Source organism: Clostridium sp. HGF2 (assembly GCF_964240115.1).
Classification (GTDB): domain Bacteria; phylum Bacillota_I; class Bacilli_A; order Erysipelotrichales; family Erysipelotrichaceae; genus Clostridium_AQ; species Clostridium_AQ innocuum.
Genome location: NZ_CAXSSO010000019.1, coordinates 14,328 through 30,347, shown reverse-complemented (window position 1 = coordinate 30,347; position 16,020 = coordinate 14,328). Strand labels below are relative to the sequence as shown.

Here is a 16,020-nt window from a genome sequence, read left to right as displayed (position 1 = left end):
TTCTTTCTACAAATTCTGTGCTGTTTCGAGCTGAGGAACGCGATTGACGATTTCCATAAACTGCTCTCCTGTTATCGTTTCACGCTCATACAGGAATTTTGCCAGCTCATGCAGCTTCTCCTTGTTCTCCTCCAGAATACGGCGTGCTTCCTCATAGGCCTGCTGTATCAGCCTGACGACCTCTTCATCGACACGGGTTGCTGTCTGATCGCTGCAGGCAAGCGAGGTATCGCCGCCCAGATATTTATTATTCACAGTTTCCAGTGCTGTCATCCCGAAGGTTTCACTCATTCCCAGACGCGTGATCATGCTTCTGGCAATCTTGGTTGCCTGCTCGATATCATTGCTGGCTCCACTGGTGATGGAATGAAACACCAGATCCTCTGCAGCACGTCCGCCGCAGCAGGTCATGATTTTGGTGAATGCCTCCTCCTTGGTGATCAGGTTACTTTCCTCCTCCGGAACCTGCAGGGTATAGCCAAGTGCACCGCTTGTTCGCGGTACGATCGTGATTTTCGTTACCGGCATACTGTTTTTCGCTTTGGCCGCAACCAGTGCGTGGCCGATTTCATGATAGGATACAATCAGCTTTTCCTTGGTTGATATGACAGCGTTTTTACGTTCATATCCGGCGATCACCGTTTCCACGCTGTCCTCCAAATCCTTTTGGATGACCTGTGTCCGGTTATCCTTGACCGCAAGCAGGGCAGCTTCATTGATAATATTGGCCAGCTCCGCACCGCTCGCACCGGCAGTCGCTCTTGCGATTGCACGAAAGTCAATATTCTTGCCCATGCGAACATCCTTGGCGTGTACCTGCAAAATGGCCTGACGCCCGGCAAGATCCGGTAAATCCACCGGTATGCGCCGGTCAAAGCGTCCCGGACGAAGCAGTGCCTGATCCAGAGATTCCGGGCGATTGGTAGCAGCTAGAAGGATGACGCCGGTACTTCCGTCAAAGCCGTCCATTTCCGCCAGCAGCTGATTCAGCGTCTGTTCCCGTTCATCATTACCACCCACACCTGCACCATCCCGCTTCTTTCCTATGGTGTCGATTTCATCAATAAACACGATACACGGTGCCTTTTCTCTGGCTTGTTTGAACAGATCACGGACTCTGGCAGCTCCGCGCCCGACAAACATCTCGACAAATTCCGAACCGCTGATTGAGAAAAACGGTACATTTGCTTCCCCTGCCACCGCTTTCGCAAGCAGTGTCTTCCCGGTACCCGGAGGCCCGACAAGCAGAGCTCCCTTTGGCATCTGTGCACGATCTGGGTATAGCGCTGGGGACTTTTGAGAAATTCCACCATTTCCTGCAGCGCAGCCTTGGCTTCCTCCTGTCCAGCCACATCCAGAAAGGTTTTCCCTGTCTGTGATTTTACATATATTTTCGCATCGCTCTTTCCAAAGCCGCCTAAGCCGCCTCCCCCAAAGCTCATGGCATCACCGCCCATTTTCTTCTGCATCTTCTTAAACATGTGGTTACCGAACCAGAACAGCAGAATAATCGGCAGGATACCCGTTATCAGGAAGGACAGCCAGGGATTCATTTCCTTCGTGTGTACTCTTGTAAAGGTTGCCCCGGCATCATACAGCCGCTGAGACAGCGCGGTATCCGTTTCCATCGTTTCCGTCTGATAAATCGTCTTCTCATCCTTTTTCAGCGTATAGCTGATGCTTTGATCACCGATTTCCACCTTGTCGATTTTTTTCTGTTCTGTCTGTTTAATAAAGGTATTGTAGCTGACATCCTTGATTCGACTCTGTTCCATTGCGGAAAACAGCATGTTTCCCGCAACAATGACAATCAGTATCAGCAGATAATAAAAATATAAGGGTTTCTTTTGTTTATTCATGTTTGCACCTCCTGATGCAGGACCCCGGCAGCCGCCAGGAATCCGCAATTCCGTAATCCGGCGTTCTTTGAGCTTTTGAAATAAAGAGTCTGGTGGAGCTTCCTGTCTGCTCGATAAACAAGTCGCTCAGCCTGCCGGCTGTGTCTTCTTCAAATGTAGTCTGTGTAACACCATACGCTTTATAAAAACGGATGATCGAGTGCTTCATCATCCTGTGCTTCGCCTTTTCTTTCATGCGCAGTTCCTTTGTGCACAAAGGATTTATCGTATCCATGAGACTGCTATTTTGCAGCGAAGTACATGAGCAATCACTTCCTCATTTGTTATAAAAGCACGTACCTTTGCCTTTCATATTCCCTGCATGAAATATTTACACATACTATAATACGGAAGCCCTGGATGGTCAACAGCTGTACTTTGAAATCCATAATTCCATGCAATCATCCCATAATTCACATAAAGATGTAGGCGAAACCACCATGCCGTTTCTTTGCATTCACATACCGTAAAGTAGGGGGTGATACTATCGCAACAGGTACGTTACAGATCCATGCCACCTGTGGTCTGGGACTTTTCAATATACCGAATGCCATGCTCCGCATTACAATGAAGCACAACAGCGTTCTTGTCTATGAAGATTTCTTCATGACAAAAGAGGATGGAAGAACACCTGAAATCCCATTGTATGTGGACGAAACACAGACTGCCGGATATGAAATCGATATCCGTGCAAAGCACTTCCATGCCGCTCATATCGTCCTGCCCCTGTATCCGGGTGTACACAGTGAGCTCATCGTTTATATGATGCCAAAGCTGCATATACAGACTCAGCCAATGCTACAATCATTGCACAAGCTTCATGAAAAAAACAAACCGTCGTTTTCCTTTGAAGCCTTCCTGTATGCTCTGCGCTATCTGAATCCTACCTTGCCGGCGGAGCTGCTCCGTCAGCGCGCGGAGGATATCTGGATGCAGCTTTCAAGGGAGACGAATCCGGCGTTCCTGCCGCCCTGGCTTCTCCTTCATCAGCGCGTATATAAAATCGCTGAGGAGGTTTTTGAGAAGCATATGTCCTGCTCTATGTCGAGTGCTGCCTGCGGGACAGCCTCTTCCACGACACACGAGCAAGAACAGTGGCAGCGTTTTCTTCAGACCTGTGTTCCCGTATGTGCAACAGATGAGCAGGAGATAAGCGAAGCTGCGCTGTACAACCAGCTTCATATAGAAGCCGGCGGTGCAGACAGTGCCGCAGCCAAGGATAAAATCAACAGCAGGAAGCGCGCACTGCAGGCGCTTGTAAATGCTTTGCCAAAGGAGCCTTCACAGCTTCTGCCATGGGATGCATGGGAGCTGCTGCTGCAAGAGACAAATGGCAGCTATGAAATACTGAAGCTGTTTCTTGGAAAATCGCTTCTGTATGCCTGGCTCGCCCAGTGCCAAAGCAGCAGGACAGCTGCTTCCAAAGCGGAATGGCAGCAGGTATTGAAAAAGGAAGCAAAACACCTGTACCACAGCCTGCAGGATGCTGATATTCTGAAGCGTGAGCCCCCTGCCTTATGTGAACAGCTGAAGGAATCGGACATGGAGATGCTGCTAAGGAAGGTATTGAAGGCCTATAACAAGAGCCAAAGCAATGCCTCCTTTACAGAAAATGTATGTGCATTCCAAAGGCTGCTTGCACTTCCCATTGATGGCACACTGCATAATCGTGACTGCAGATTACTGCTTGAAATCAGTGAAGAGCTGAATATTCCTCCCATATAAGCATACCGATACGAAAAAGACAGGCTCGCGAACTATGCGTGTGCCTGCCTTTTATACATATGCAATGCAGTTATGGAATTATAGTAAAGCGGATACCAGACTCCATACCGGCGGTGCGAGAAAAACCGTGAGAATTCCGCATACACCGATCGCAAGAGAGCTCATTGCGCCTTCCACATGCCCCAGCTGCAAAGCCTTGCTGGTTCCGATCGCATGGGCACTGCAGCCCAGTGCAATTCCCCGCGCAATCGGATGCTCGATGCGAAAAACACGGAAAACAAATTCAGCCACAACGGCACCGATGATTCCGGTGACCAGAATAGCAAGTACGGTAATTGCCTGAATACCGCCCAGTTCAACACTCAGCTCCATGCCGATCGGCGTTGTAATGGATTTGGGCACGAGACTGGCAATGATGGCAGGCTCCATCCGTACAAGCCAGGCACACAGCAGCGTGGATACCAGTCCGACAGCAATTCCACAGACGATACCTACCATGATCGGAACAAAATAGTTTTTCAGGCTGTGCACCTGCTGATACAGCGGAACAGCCAGAACCACGGTGGCAGGACCAAGAAACAAGGAAATGATATCACCGCCCAGCTGATACGTTTCCAGCCCGATTCCACTCATCATGAGCACGGCGATGACCATCATGATGGCGGTAAGCAGCGGATTGAGGAAAATCAGCTTTGTCTTCTTTTGCAGCAAGAGTCCTGCCTCAAAGGCTGCCAGCGAAAGCAGGATGCCGAACATCGGATTTTTCAGCAGCTCTTTCATGGCTTTGATTTCCTTTCCATCATATGCTGGATGATACGCCCGCTGCAGCCCATCGTGATGATCGTTGTCACAAGACAGATGACCAGCATCCAGATCCATAAGCCCTTCATTGCAGAAAAGCTGGCCATCAGCGCCACACCGGCAGGAAGGAAGAAAAACGGCAGATGTCCCAGTAGAAAATCGGAAACCGTCGCGATCTGTTCCAGCTCAACAATATGCAGCTGCAGCAGCGCAAACAGCAGAATCATACCGACCAGACTTCCGGGAAGCGGCAGGGACAACGTCGTACTGATCAGCTCTCCGACATAATACAGTCCGAAGATCACGAGTACCTCACGAAAGATTTTCATGAGCGTTTCCCCCCTCGCTGCGGTTTCGAAGCTTTATTTGCATAGGGCTTTCTGTGCTGCTCCTTCTGTCTTCCTCCTGCAAACTTATTTCCGGTATGCCCCTTGCGATACGGTATCAGACATTTCGGTGAATTCCCCACCAGATCCATACGGCCGGCTGTCTTCAGCGCCTTGTAGACAAGATCATAATTTTGCGGATAGGTAAACTGCATCAGTGCCCGCTGCATCGCTTTTTCCTCATAGCTTCGTGCAACATAAACCGGACGCATCGTCTTCGGATCCAGACCGGTATAATACATACAGGTTGCCGGTGTCCCCGGAGTCGGATAGAAATCCTGAACCTGCTTCGGCGTATAGTGGATTTTTTTCAGATAGCAGGCAAGCTCGATCGCCGCCTGCAGATCACTGCCGGGATGAGAGCTCATAAGATAGGGAACAATGAACTGATTCCTGTTGAACTGCTCATTCTTCCGCTTGAATTTATCCACAAATTTCAGATACAGCTCTTTTCTCGGCTTCCCCATTTTATCCAGCACTGCCGCATTGATATGCTCAGGAGCCACCTTCAGCTGTCCGCTGATATGATGCTGTACAAGCTCATCGAAGAACTCATCATTTTTATCATACATCAGGTAATCATAGCGGATACCGGAACGGATAAACACCTTTTTCACTCTTGGAAGTGCGCGCACTGCCCGAAGAATTTCCAGATAGCGGCTGTGATCCACCTTCAGATTTGCACAGCCCTTGGGAAACAGACACTCCCGATTCTTACACGCGCCGTATTCCCGCTGCTTATCGCAGGCTTCTCTTGAAAAATTGGCAGTCGGTCCTCCGACATCATGAATATAGCCCTTGAAATTCGGCATTTCCGTAATACGCTTCGCTTCATCGACGATGGAATCCCTGCTTCTTGTGGAAATCACGCGTCCCTGATGATGCGTAATGGCACAGAAAGCGCAGGAGCCGAAACAGCCGCGGTTACTGACAATGGAAAACTGTACCTCTTCAATCGCAGGAATATATGTATAGCGAGGATGATAGGTGCGCTCGTAGGGCAGCGAATAGGTGAAATCCATTTCCTCCTGCGTCAGCGGCAGCGGAGGCTGATTCTGTACGACATACCAGCCGTCATACGGCTCCACCAGCACACTGGCTGCGATGGCATCAATGTTTTCATGCTGTATGTGAAAGCTCTTTGCATACGTATGCTTATCTGCACACACCGCTTCATAGGAGGGCAGCAGCACATAATCGCTCAGGTATTCCAGAGCTTTGGTTTTCCAGCAGGTTCCCCGGATATAGCAGAGATCCTCTGCCCGCAATCCGCTGTTTAATGCATCGGCAACCTCGATGATGGTGTTTTCTCCCATCCCATACATCAATAAATCAGCCTGTGAATCGATGAGGATGCTTCTGCGCACCTTATCATCCCAGTAATCATAATGGGAAAGACGCCGCAGACTTGCCTCAATACCGCCAATCAGAACCGGCTTATGCGGAAACAGACGCTTTAATATCTGCGTATAGACAATGGTCGGGCGATCCGGCCGCTTTCCCATAACTCCCTCATCACTGTAGGAATCCTTATCTCTTCTTCGCTTATTGACAGAATAATGATTCACCATGGAATCAATATTTCCGGCAGATACAAGAAACCCCAGACGCGGCTCACCGAATTGTGTAAATTCCTCATCGTTGTGCCAGTCGGGCTGCGGCAGAATAGCACAGCTGTAGCCGTATGCCTGCAATGTTCTCGTTATAATTGCACAGCCGAAGGACGGATGATCCACATAGGCATCTCCGCTCACATAAACAAAATCAACACTCTCGAATCCCTGCTCCAGCATTTCCTCTCTGGTCGTTGGTAAAAAAGCCATAGCAATACACACTCCTCACTTGCGCTATAATCTTACCATACTTTTACGGCTTCTCCCATCGGATTTTACGTGTTTTTGATGATGTTTTTTAAGATAGCCCTTACACTTGCCTTCCCAGAGATAAGACAGGATGCTAATCCCGTCTGACTGCCTGCATGGTTTCTTAAAGGGACTAAAAAAAGACGGTCGAGGAAACCGCCTTTCAGAAAAGAAGTCAGATGATAGTATTGGTTGTAAAGTTATAGAGGATACAATACAGCAGCACGTGAGAAAGGAACGCTCTGCAGTCTTGTTAGTTTTATCTAACTTCTCCTATAGAATACACCATGTGTTAGCCTTTGTCAACTTTTATTTTAAAAATTACACCATATCTTCCGGGAAGCAGGCGTATCTATCTTACAATGAAATATAGAGTCCTGCGTCCAAAAGAAAGTTCACGAGTCTGGTTAAGCATTTGATCGGGCGTTGCATTGTGGAATTCACCATTTGAATTCCACGTCTTCCAGATAAAAGGACGGTCGAGGAACCGTCCTTTATAAATAGAAGTCAGAGCTGATTATTATTGGGTTGTAAAGTTATAGAGGAAAAAGAATACAGTACGTGAGAAGGAATGTACCACAATCTTGTTATATTTTTCTAACTTCTCCTTTAGTATATGCAATTTGTTAGTCTTTGTCAACTTATTTCCGCTATTTTTTACACATTCCTTCCTATGTTTCGTTACCCTTCACCGCTTTATATCTTTAAAACAGCTTGGATAAGAGCGAAAACAAATATATGAGTGGCAGTAATTTCTATATCGTTGTTTCTACCGATGTCCCACAAGGCCTATAACAGACAACCGATGAGTATCCATGACCTGTCCCCTGCAAAGCCTGTCTAAATCCTTACACATACCGCCCCACCTCATACGTTTCCCCTATGCAATACATGCAAAGACGAGCACCTACGCTATCCGTGAAATCTGCCTCCCTCTTATTTTCGTATCCGTTTTCGGTAAATAGACCATACACAGATGCCGATGGAAACAAGAGAAAGAATGATGACAAAGGGATATCCATACCTCCAATGCAGCTCCGGCATTCCTGTAAAATTCATGCCGTACCAGCCGACAATCAGTGTCAGCGGAAGGAAAATCACTGTAACGATCGTGAATATATACATCATGCGATTCAAGCGGATATCCACCTGCGCCTGATAGGATTCACGAACCTGCACACTGTAATCGCGCAGGGTGCGGGTATGCTGTCCCAGCCGTTCCACCCGATCGGAACAGATGCGAAGATGGTGCAGCTGCTCTCGGGCAAACAGGTCGTTTTCATCCTCCAGCAGCTCCTCGCATACATCGCTGAACTGCTCATCATATTGCAGCAGGTAGCGAATCCTGTTTCGGATTCCGGTGATTCGCTGATTGAAATTTTGCAGATTATCATTCAGAATATCATTATCCAGCTCCTCAATCAAATCCTCGAGCTGATCGTGCTCCTCCTTATGCTTCTTCAAAAGGTATTCAAAAAACAGCGAAAGAATATGCTCTGCACTGAGCTGTGCTGCCGGCAGCTGCTGTAGCAGTCGAAAAAAATCCAGCAGCTGATCCGTATTCTCACTGATTAGAATCACTTCCCTTTGCCGGCAGTATAAACCTATACCTGCTGCGGCTTCCTTGCGGACTTTCAGCGGATGTACAAAGCCAAAGCAGTAGCCGTAATAGCTGTCCAGCTTATGCAGTGTGCGGCTTTCATCCATGTGATCCAGCTCCACAAGGGTCCCCGGTGAAAACCCGAAGGCTTCTACAAGACCCTTCCATTCCTCCAGCCTGTATATGCCAAACAGAAACTGACCTTCCATTGCTTTCTGTGGGGAAGTCTTTTGCTTCCGGTAAAGATCATACAGCATATGCTCACTTCCTTTTGCTTATTGTACCACAGCTTTGGCGAAATTTGAAAGAGTATCCCTGTGACCCTGATCCGCCTTTGTCCGGAGGATTCCAGCGTTCATAGAAAACAAGGCTCTTATGTCCATGGAAGTCCCTGCTTCTGCAGGTGATACATCTGCCTGAAGTTACGGCAGTACCGCCCGTATTCACTGTGCAGCTGTATCAGCAGCTCTTTGATGAAAAGCCCTTATGAACAGCACAGGCAGTCTTCACCCGCTGTATAGCCTTTGTCAAAGAAACTGCAGTGGCAGAAAGACTGCTGACAAAAAAATTCACCAGACACGGTTCATGCTGATGAATCACTGATTATAATACCGCCTACTATGGCAGCAATTCCGATTCCCTGCATCAGGGTGGACGGCTCACGCAGAAGAAAAATCGACAATAGAAGCGCTATACAGGGATCAAGGTAGCTGCCAACGGCTGCCTGCGAGCTGGTAAGATGATGCAGTGAAGTAAAATACAGCGCATAGGCAACTCCGGTATGCACCACGGCGATACACATGATCCAGGGCCATGAGGCTGCCGGAAGCTCTGGTATCAGATGAATGCGTCCTTCCAGCAGCAGATAAACAAACAGAATACCTGCAGAGCACAGCAGCTGCAAAAAGGTAAAGTACAGACCGTCGATATCATGAAGGAACTGATTTGTAAGCAACACACCCGCATAGCACAGTGCAGCGGCAGCCGCAAACAGTATTCCCTTGAGCTGCACAGCAGTGCCCGTTACCTGCGTTATGCACAAAAGGCCTCCCATCGTCAGTACGATGCCCAATACAATACGCAAAGTTACAGACTCATGAAAGAGGAAGACCGCCGCCAGAAGCGCCAGCAGCGGTGCTGTATAATATATCACCGTTGCAATGGAAATCGTAGCTGCGGCATAGACTTCAAACAGAAAGACCCAGTTAAAGCCCAGAAAGGCGGCAGACAGCAGTACATACAGCAGCTGCCTGCCACCGATTTTCTGTATGCGATGTCTTTGAAGCAAAAGAAGAACACCCAGAAACGCGGCACCGATGAGCGTTCGCAGAAAGGCCAGCACATCACCTGCGACATGCGCCTGCCGTACAAACAGGCCCAGTGTGCCAAATAACAGCATGGCACACAAATAGGCTCCCATATGTCGCTTAGTCACGCATCATATCCTCCAGGGCATGATACACGATATATTCAGCATAGGTATCCATGGCACAGTATTGCTCCAGCTGCCCATAGATTTCCTGCTTTTTTTCTGCGTCAGCCGTACAGTATTCCCTCCATTTTTCAACCGCATCCATACCATAGGAAATTTCCAGATCCTGATAGCTGTAATCAGAGAATACAGGTACCAGCCTCTTCAGCGAGTAAAAGCCTGCCATCCGGATATCATAGACATTTCCGGTTGAAAACGGAAGTGACAGATCAACCATACGCTCCCACACAGCACGCAAACGCTCCTCATATTCCGGAAACTGCTGTGCCAGCTGTACCAGACGCAGCTTTTCCGCCCCCTCCATATTATAGACGAGAATCGTTCCCGTCTTCGGAATATGGGCAAGCAGATGCTCAAGGAAAGCCCTGCGGCAGTCCCTCTCTCCGATAAAGCCGACATGACGCAGCTCCTGCTGCTCCTCAATATGCAGACTATACTGGAAAACCAGGACATCAAAGGGCTTCATACCCTCATACGGAGGAAACGCATAGGTTTCCCATTCAAAATCCAGATAGGAAACCGGTGTCTGGATATGTGCCTTCTTCCAGCAGCGCAGCGCTCCCTTATCCACATACAGTCCGTGATTGCGGGCCGCCATGATCTGCGCATACTGATGACGTGTTCCCTCGATTCGATCGATATCCGCATCCCGCAGGGTGGTGATCCCCTCCTCATGCATATCATATTTTTGAGCAGCCTGCACCAGATTCAAAATGGAATCATCCGCCGGCTCTTCCGGGAAGCAGTCGTCATAATACATACACTTGCCGCCGCGTGTACACACATGACTTCGCTTCACGGGGATATCGTCCATAGCCTCACAGGCATGCAGCTTTTCCAGCATGGCATCCAAATCGATTTCCTGCTTATCCAGCAATTCCCGAATCGTTTTGTGCGCCTTGTTCTTACCGTTGTATAAATATTCATCAACGATCAGCAGCTGTCTGACATCCAGCTCTTTTCCTCGGACATACGCCGCATTCAGATGAATGGCATACACTGCATCAATCGAGACCCCCAGCTTTTCCAGCACCGCCAGATACTGTGCCATACGGACAGCCTCATGCTCCTTGGGAAAACAGCTGCGATAGGTGAAATAAAGAATACGCCTGCCATCCTCCTGTACCAGAAACGGTACGTTGATTCTTAAATCTTCATAGACAAAGCGGGCGTGGATGAGCACTTTTTTCTCATGCAGCGCCTGTAATGCAAGTTCCCCACTGTCATTCGCCTTTCCGACGAACGCATCCTCTTCGCGGATCATCAGCAGCTGCTTTACCAGCTCGCTCATGCTTTCATTATAATTTACAAAGGGAACAAATTCCTTTTTTTGGCGCCGTGACAGCCAGAAGGCTCTGGGACAGCGCTCATATTTCTTTATATCTGTAAGATGCAGCATTGCGTATCAACTCACTCTCCAGGTAAAATTATACCAGATGTAAGAGAAATTAGGAATATAAAGCGAGCATATCTTTTGCAATCGCATGGATTTCCTGCTTCAGGTCCTGCGGACTGACAAGTTGGCACTGGTTTCCCAGCGACAGCAGAAAATTACGCGCACTGATTCTTCCCTCCATCATGGTGGTCAGATACAGTGTCTGCTCATCCACCCATTCCAGCACCGGAGAAATACCGGGCTTTTTTTCACTGATCAGGCGGGCGCTTTCTCCATAGACATACAGCTTCAGCTCGATGATTTCATCACGGATCAATCCTGTCTTCCCGATATAATCACGGATATGAAAGTCCGCATCCCGTACAAACGGACGTCTGGTCAGCCGCACATTCCGCATACGCTCCTCACTGAATTTGAAGTTTCGATAAGCTCTGGCCTTCAGCGAATATGCAAGACAATAATAGCTGCCCTTTACATTGATGATCTCATAGGGCTGAATGACGATGGTTTCAAAATCAGAAGCATGAAGACTTTTATACTGCAGCTCCACCGCAAAAAGGGCATCTCTTCCCTGCTCACAGATGCGTATCATCGATATCATTGTACCGGTTACATCCGCGCTCTCTTCCACATACACGCCGCTTTCCCGCACCTGCAGCGTGGTTGTTGCCAGAAATTTATCAATTGCTCTGCAATATGTTGCATAAGGCAGAAAGTCACGGTGACTTTCCAGATAGCGTCTGGATTCCTGAAGGGAGCGCAGCTCCTCCTCATACAGCCCCGCCACCGGAAGAAGCGTTCCCGATTTCAGCTGATAACCGCCGTATTTCCCAGTGGTCCCTTCGATCACATAGCCCGCTTCCTCCAGCTCCTTGCGATATTCCAGAATATTTCTGACATTGGTATCCAGCTCCTGTGCCAGCTCCTCGCGTGTCATAAACCCGCGGGAACGCAATAGCTGAAGCATACGGATACAGGCAGCACATCGTTTCATAATTCCTCCCGTCTATGCTCGTGCGGGCAGCGGATAATCGAGCGGACAGTACCGGGACGGGTAAGGTCCGAATTCCTCCTTGACCTCTTCCTCCTTTGGCACGATTCCCAGAAATGCCAGCGGAAATATCATCTCTCCCACACAGCGATCCAGTGCAAAGCCCAGTGCCTCCTCAACCTGCACGGCCCCTGCCTTGATCAGCAGCATCATAATTTTTTCATTTCTTGTGAAAACAGCATGAATCAGAATCGGATATCCATTGAATATCCAGTTTGGATCCGCTCCCATGCGAAGTACGCGACGCAGACCTCTGACATCCTCATTCCATACAGCATTCAACATCATTGTTGCCAGTTTTCTATCACTCATCATAAGGCACATCCTTTCTTGATGTCTTTATGATATGCCCTATTGTTACATTATACATGTAACAATGCAATTTATCTATAAAAATATGGGAACACAGCAATATCATCAGCATAGCGGCTTACCCTATACGCTGTCCTATATAAAAAAATGCATGCTATTACTGCAAGTGAGCTTCCCTACCCTATCTTTGAAAGATTCATACGATGGCTGTATAAAAAAAGCAGATTCACAATGAGGTGCATCCGCTTTTCTATGTAAGCTGTTTAGTCTTCCATTCCGTTTTTGGCATCATTTGGTGTATTGACATTGCTGTTCTGCTCATTCGCATTCTTCGTAGTCCCCGGATTGGAGGGCTCGCTTACACCATTTGTTCCGTTGGTTCCGGTTGTCCCCGTACCTGCATAGGTATAATTCGGGAATGCCGTGACAACATCATTCCAGTCTGCATTGGTATCGTAGAGGAATAGGAAATCACCGTTTACCTTGGCACCGTATTCCTGTTCCTTATTATTGATGCTGACCTTCACCTTGCCGTTATCCTTTGCTTCCTTCAGGACCTTTTTCATATTGTCATCATCGGATTTCACGCGATACAAATACCCGGTGCTTCCGTTGTAATCAAAGCTTCTGCCCTCATAAGCCGCAAAGTCAATATCGGTGATCGCCTTGGAATTTTCATATTTCAGACCTTTATCCTTGAAATAATTCATGACATTATCAATGCTGTCTTCCGTCTTGTTCTTGGCGTCCTTTACGCTTTTTTCCGCAGCTTCCTTGGTCTCGTTTGTTTTCGTATTTGCATCCTTCTTGTCATTCATACTGCAGCCGCCCATCAGTGCAGCCAAAAGCGCGATACACGCTGCTTTCTGTACTAGTTTATTCATATTCCAGCCTCCTGTCATAGGTAGTATGTCTCATCCTTACGGTTTTATACCTCATAGGTTTTCAGAAGCAGCACCGCATCATACAGGTCATACCGTTGTTCACGCTCGCACGCTCGAAGCAGGGTGTCCAGCAGCTGCTCCAGGCTTTTTTCCCGGGCTTCATATGCCGTTACAGCACGTAGCAGCAGATTGGCTGTACGCTGTGTCCAGTCCATATTCTGTATTACATGCTGCAGCATACGCGAAACATCCGAAGCGGTGTGCACTCTTCTGCCGATATCCTCGCATACATGATAAAAATCAAGACTTTGAATCCTACAGCTGCTGTGCATAAGCGTATTCCAGACCTCATACAGGCGGGTACTGTCGAGTAAAAACAACAGCCGGTATCGCTTCCACTCCGCTTGTGCATCCTGCAGCGTTTTCTCTAACAGATTCCTGCATTTGATTGCGGATATGTTTTTATCCTTTACCTCCAGCATGATATCCATATCCAGCCCTTCCCGCTCGCGGATAAATTCCAGAAATGTATCGGCATCAATGTGCATCGCATGAGCTCCCTTACGCTTTTTCACATCCTGCTGGCAAAAATGTATTTTCATGATGCCGTCCTCTTTTTTCCATGTGTCGGCTACCAGCCAAAGCCATTCCAGCTGTGAGCGCTCTAGTGCAGGAGGAAGTATGGCGTGATGCAGATTATCGAATACCACAGGAATCGAAAGCTGCGCTGATAAATACAAAACATCCTCTATTGTATAATAGCGATCATCATTTTCTATGATGAGATGCTTCTGAATGATGGGGTCTAAACGCCGGTATACCCTTGCAAAGCGCTGCATCGCCTGCTGCTTATCGCCATAGATGCCACCGACATGCAATATCATTTTGTGTGTCGCATCCAATCCCATCGCTTCCAGAATGGACGCATGATACAGTAGCTCATCGATACTGCGTGTTACAACCTCCTCACGCGGTGAATTGATCACGCAATACTGACCCGGATGCAGGGATACACGCATTCCGTGCTCCCGTACATAGTCCCCCAGGCTTTGAAACTGCGCAGCGAATTCCTCCAGCCAGGGGATGGTATTGACCGGACTGGAGCCAAAGGGAATCAGGTCGGAGGACAGACGATACATCCGGATGCTGTGCCCTGCATTATATTCCAGCAGCTTTTGCAGCGTTGCCAGATTTGCACGGATAATATTGCGCAGCCGGCTTTCTGTCGCGAATTTTTGTATGCAGGTTTCAAAATGAAATTGCGGGTCAAGACATATACAGGCGTAACCGATTTTCATATACACAACTCCTTTTCTCTTTACTTAGCTTGTGCATGAGCTGAATAATTATGAACAGACGCTGAAAAACAGGCTGCCTGCAGTTGCCATTAAGGGAAGTCCTGCAGCATGCGATCGCTTCCCGGCATCGTTTTTTCTTGTCAATTTCCCTTATAGCCGTTATGATAAAGACGATACAGGAGGATGGAATTCATGAAGAAGAAGTATATGTTTTTCGATATTGACGGCACGCTGACGGATAATGAGACGAAGAAAATCGTTCCCAGTGCCCAAAAGACGCTGGATCGTCTGCAGGAGGCCGGACATTTTGTCGCAATCGCCACAGGAAGGGCACACTATAAAGCAAGGGGCTTTATGGAAGCTTCGGGTTTGCATAACATGGTATGCTGCGGAGGGAATGGTCTGGTGATCAATGATGAGCTGATCATGAATACACCGCTAGACCGGCAGAAGGCAATCGCAGTTTATAAGGAAGCACGCGCTCTGGGCTATGGTGCACTGGTGATGCTGGATGATTCGATCGATGTGTACGATGTGGATGATCGTTTCTTGCGGCAGTGCGGTGAGCGGAAGGAACCAACCAATTACATATTCCATGCGGACTTTGACATTGATCAGGTAAAGGATATTTATAAGCTTTACATATCCGTTCCCAAAGAGGAGGAGCACAGACTTACGAAAAAGGATACGCTGGGGAATCTTCGCTTTGTCGAGACGTATCTGATGTTTCAGCATGACCGCAAGAAGGAAGGCATTCTGGATATGATGGAGCGCCTTGGCGGCCCTGTGGAGGATGTTGTCGTATTCGGGGATGATTATAACGATCTGGTTATGTTTGATGATGCATGGTTCAGTATTGCTATGGGCAATGCCTGCGATGCGCTGAAGAAAAAGGCGGATTACGTTACCGAGCGCAATGTCGATGACGGTATCTATAAGGCATGCCTGAAATTCGGGTGGATTTCGTAGGACTTCGATTTATCAAGCAGCATTAAAAAAAGGCGTTTCATCTGCTATCGGTTCTTAATCGATTTGGGTAACTTTAAACAGGAGATTCAACACTTTTATCAATGGAAGCTGAATTTCCTCTGTCCGCAAACACCCTAAATTAGAAAGAACTTGAAATCATGAAGCGTCTTTTTTCTTTTGCTTTAACGATCGCCTGCGTTTTACACGCTTTTTTTCAGCTCTGAAACAGCATTTTACTTTTCATTGTGGCTAAAGGCTTCTTACTTGAAATGCCTCAGCCCATGCAGAAGGAAGCGAATGATGGTTTACACCGGTGATCAGCTTCCTTTCCCCATTTTGATATAGC

The 16,020-nt window shown here is 47.9% G+C and carries 13 protein-coding genes and 1 pseudogene; 2 read left to right on the top strand and 12 right to left on the bottom strand.

The window, feature by feature from the left end; all coding sequences use genetic code 11:
* Window positions 1–6 precede the first annotated feature (6 nt).
* Both ftsH and ACESPQ_RS20460 read right to left on the bottom strand, forming a co-directional pair.
* A pseudogene (ftsH, locus tag ACESPQ_RS20465) lies at window positions 7–1,859 on the bottom strand (ATP-dependent zinc metalloprotease FtsH).
* A complete protein-coding gene (locus tag ACESPQ_RS20460; RefSeq protein WP_002608550.1) occupies window positions 1,852–2,094 on the bottom strand; it encodes a hypothetical protein in 243 nt (80 codons plus the stop codon). The pseudogene ftsH and the gene ACESPQ_RS20460 overlap by 8 nt, the downstream one beginning before the upstream one ends.
* A gap of 410 nt (window positions 2,095–2,504) precedes the next feature.
* On the opposite strand from ACESPQ_RS20460, the gene ACESPQ_RS20455 reads away from it, so the two are divergent.
* Complete coding sequence (locus ACESPQ_RS20455; protein ID WP_233108960.1) at window positions 2,505–3,623, top strand: hypothetical protein; 1,119 nt, start codon at window positions 2,505–2,507, stop codon at window positions 3,621–3,623.
* A gap of 78 nt (window positions 3,624–3,701) precedes the next feature.
* On the opposite strand, the gene ACESPQ_RS20450 is transcribed toward ACESPQ_RS20455, so the two are convergent.
* The 10 genes from ACESPQ_RS20450 to uvsE all read right to left on the bottom strand — a co-directional run bounded on the left by ACESPQ_RS20450 (window position 3,702) and on the right by uvsE (window position 14,705).
* Complete coding sequence (locus ACESPQ_RS20450; RefSeq protein WP_109771542.1) at window positions 3,702–4,403, bottom strand: LrgB family protein; 702 nt, start codon at window positions 4,401–4,403, stop codon at window positions 3,702–3,704.
* Window positions 4,400–4,753 carry a CidA/LrgA family protein gene (locus tag ACESPQ_RS20445; RefSeq protein WP_002608547.1) on the bottom strand — a complete coding sequence of 118 codons (354 nt, stop codon included), beginning with the start codon at window positions 4,751–4,753 and terminating at the stop codon, window positions 4,400–4,402. The genes ACESPQ_RS20450 and ACESPQ_RS20445 overlap by 4 nt, the downstream gene beginning before the upstream one ends.
* The gene (locus tag ACESPQ_RS20440) at window positions 4,750–6,633 is read right to left on the bottom strand and encodes a YgiQ family radical SAM protein (protein ID WP_257338011.1); all 1,884 of its coding nucleotides are present in this window, start codon (window positions 6,631–6,633) and stop codon (window positions 4,750–4,752) included. The genes ACESPQ_RS20445 and ACESPQ_RS20440 overlap by 4 nt, the downstream gene beginning before the upstream one ends.
* A 975-nt stretch (window positions 6,634–7,608) precedes the next feature.
* Window positions 7,609–8,529 carry a CorA family divalent cation transporter gene (locus tag ACESPQ_RS20435; RefSeq protein ID WP_008727533.1) on the bottom strand — a complete coding sequence of 307 codons (921 nt, stop codon included), beginning with the start codon at window positions 8,527–8,529 and terminating at the stop codon, window positions 7,609–7,611.
* 326 nt (window positions 8,530–8,855) lie between these two features.
* A complete protein-coding gene (locus ACESPQ_RS20430; protein ID WP_257338009.1) occupies window positions 8,856–9,707 on the bottom strand; it encodes a DMT family transporter in 852 nt (283 codons plus the stop codon).
* Entirely contained in the window at window positions 9,700–11,163 is a 1,464-nt protein-coding gene (locus ACESPQ_RS20425; RefSeq protein WP_002608543.1) for a DUF2779 domain-containing protein, read from the bottom strand. The genes ACESPQ_RS20430 and ACESPQ_RS20425 overlap by 8 nt, the downstream gene beginning before the upstream one ends.
* A gap of 49 nt (window positions 11,164–11,212) precedes the next feature.
* On the bottom strand, window positions 11,213–12,154 hold the full coding sequence (locus tag ACESPQ_RS20420) for a helix-turn-helix transcriptional regulator (protein WP_002608542.1): 942 nt from the start codon (window positions 12,152–12,154) through the stop codon (window positions 11,213–11,215).
* Window positions 12,155–12,166: 12 nt separating this feature from the next.
* Window positions 12,167–12,523: a hypothetical protein gene (locus tag ACESPQ_RS20415; protein ID WP_224720960.1), complete on the bottom strand. Its 357-nt coding sequence runs from the start codon at window positions 12,521–12,523 to the stop codon at window positions 12,167–12,169.
* 263 nt (window positions 12,524–12,786) lie between these two features.
* The gene (locus tag ACESPQ_RS20410; protein WP_008819492.1) at window positions 12,787–13,407 is read right to left on the bottom strand and encodes a hypothetical protein; all 621 of its coding nucleotides are present in this window, start codon (window positions 13,405–13,407) and stop codon (window positions 12,787–12,789) included.
* Window positions 13,408–13,451: 44 nt separating this feature from the next.
* Entirely contained in the window at window positions 13,452–14,705 is a 1,254-nt protein-coding gene (gene uvsE / locus ACESPQ_RS20405; protein ID WP_373144852.1) for a UV DNA damage repair endonuclease UvsE, read from the bottom strand.
* A gap of 192 nt (window positions 14,706–14,897) precedes the next feature.
* Here uvsE and ACESPQ_RS20400 point away from each other — a divergent pair, with 192 nt between their 5' ends.
* On the top strand, window positions 14,898–15,674 hold the full coding sequence (locus tag ACESPQ_RS20400) for an HAD-IIB family hydrolase (protein WP_008727532.1): 777 nt from the start codon (window positions 14,898–14,900) through the stop codon (window positions 15,672–15,674).
* Window positions 15,675–16,020: the final 346 nt, after the last annotated feature.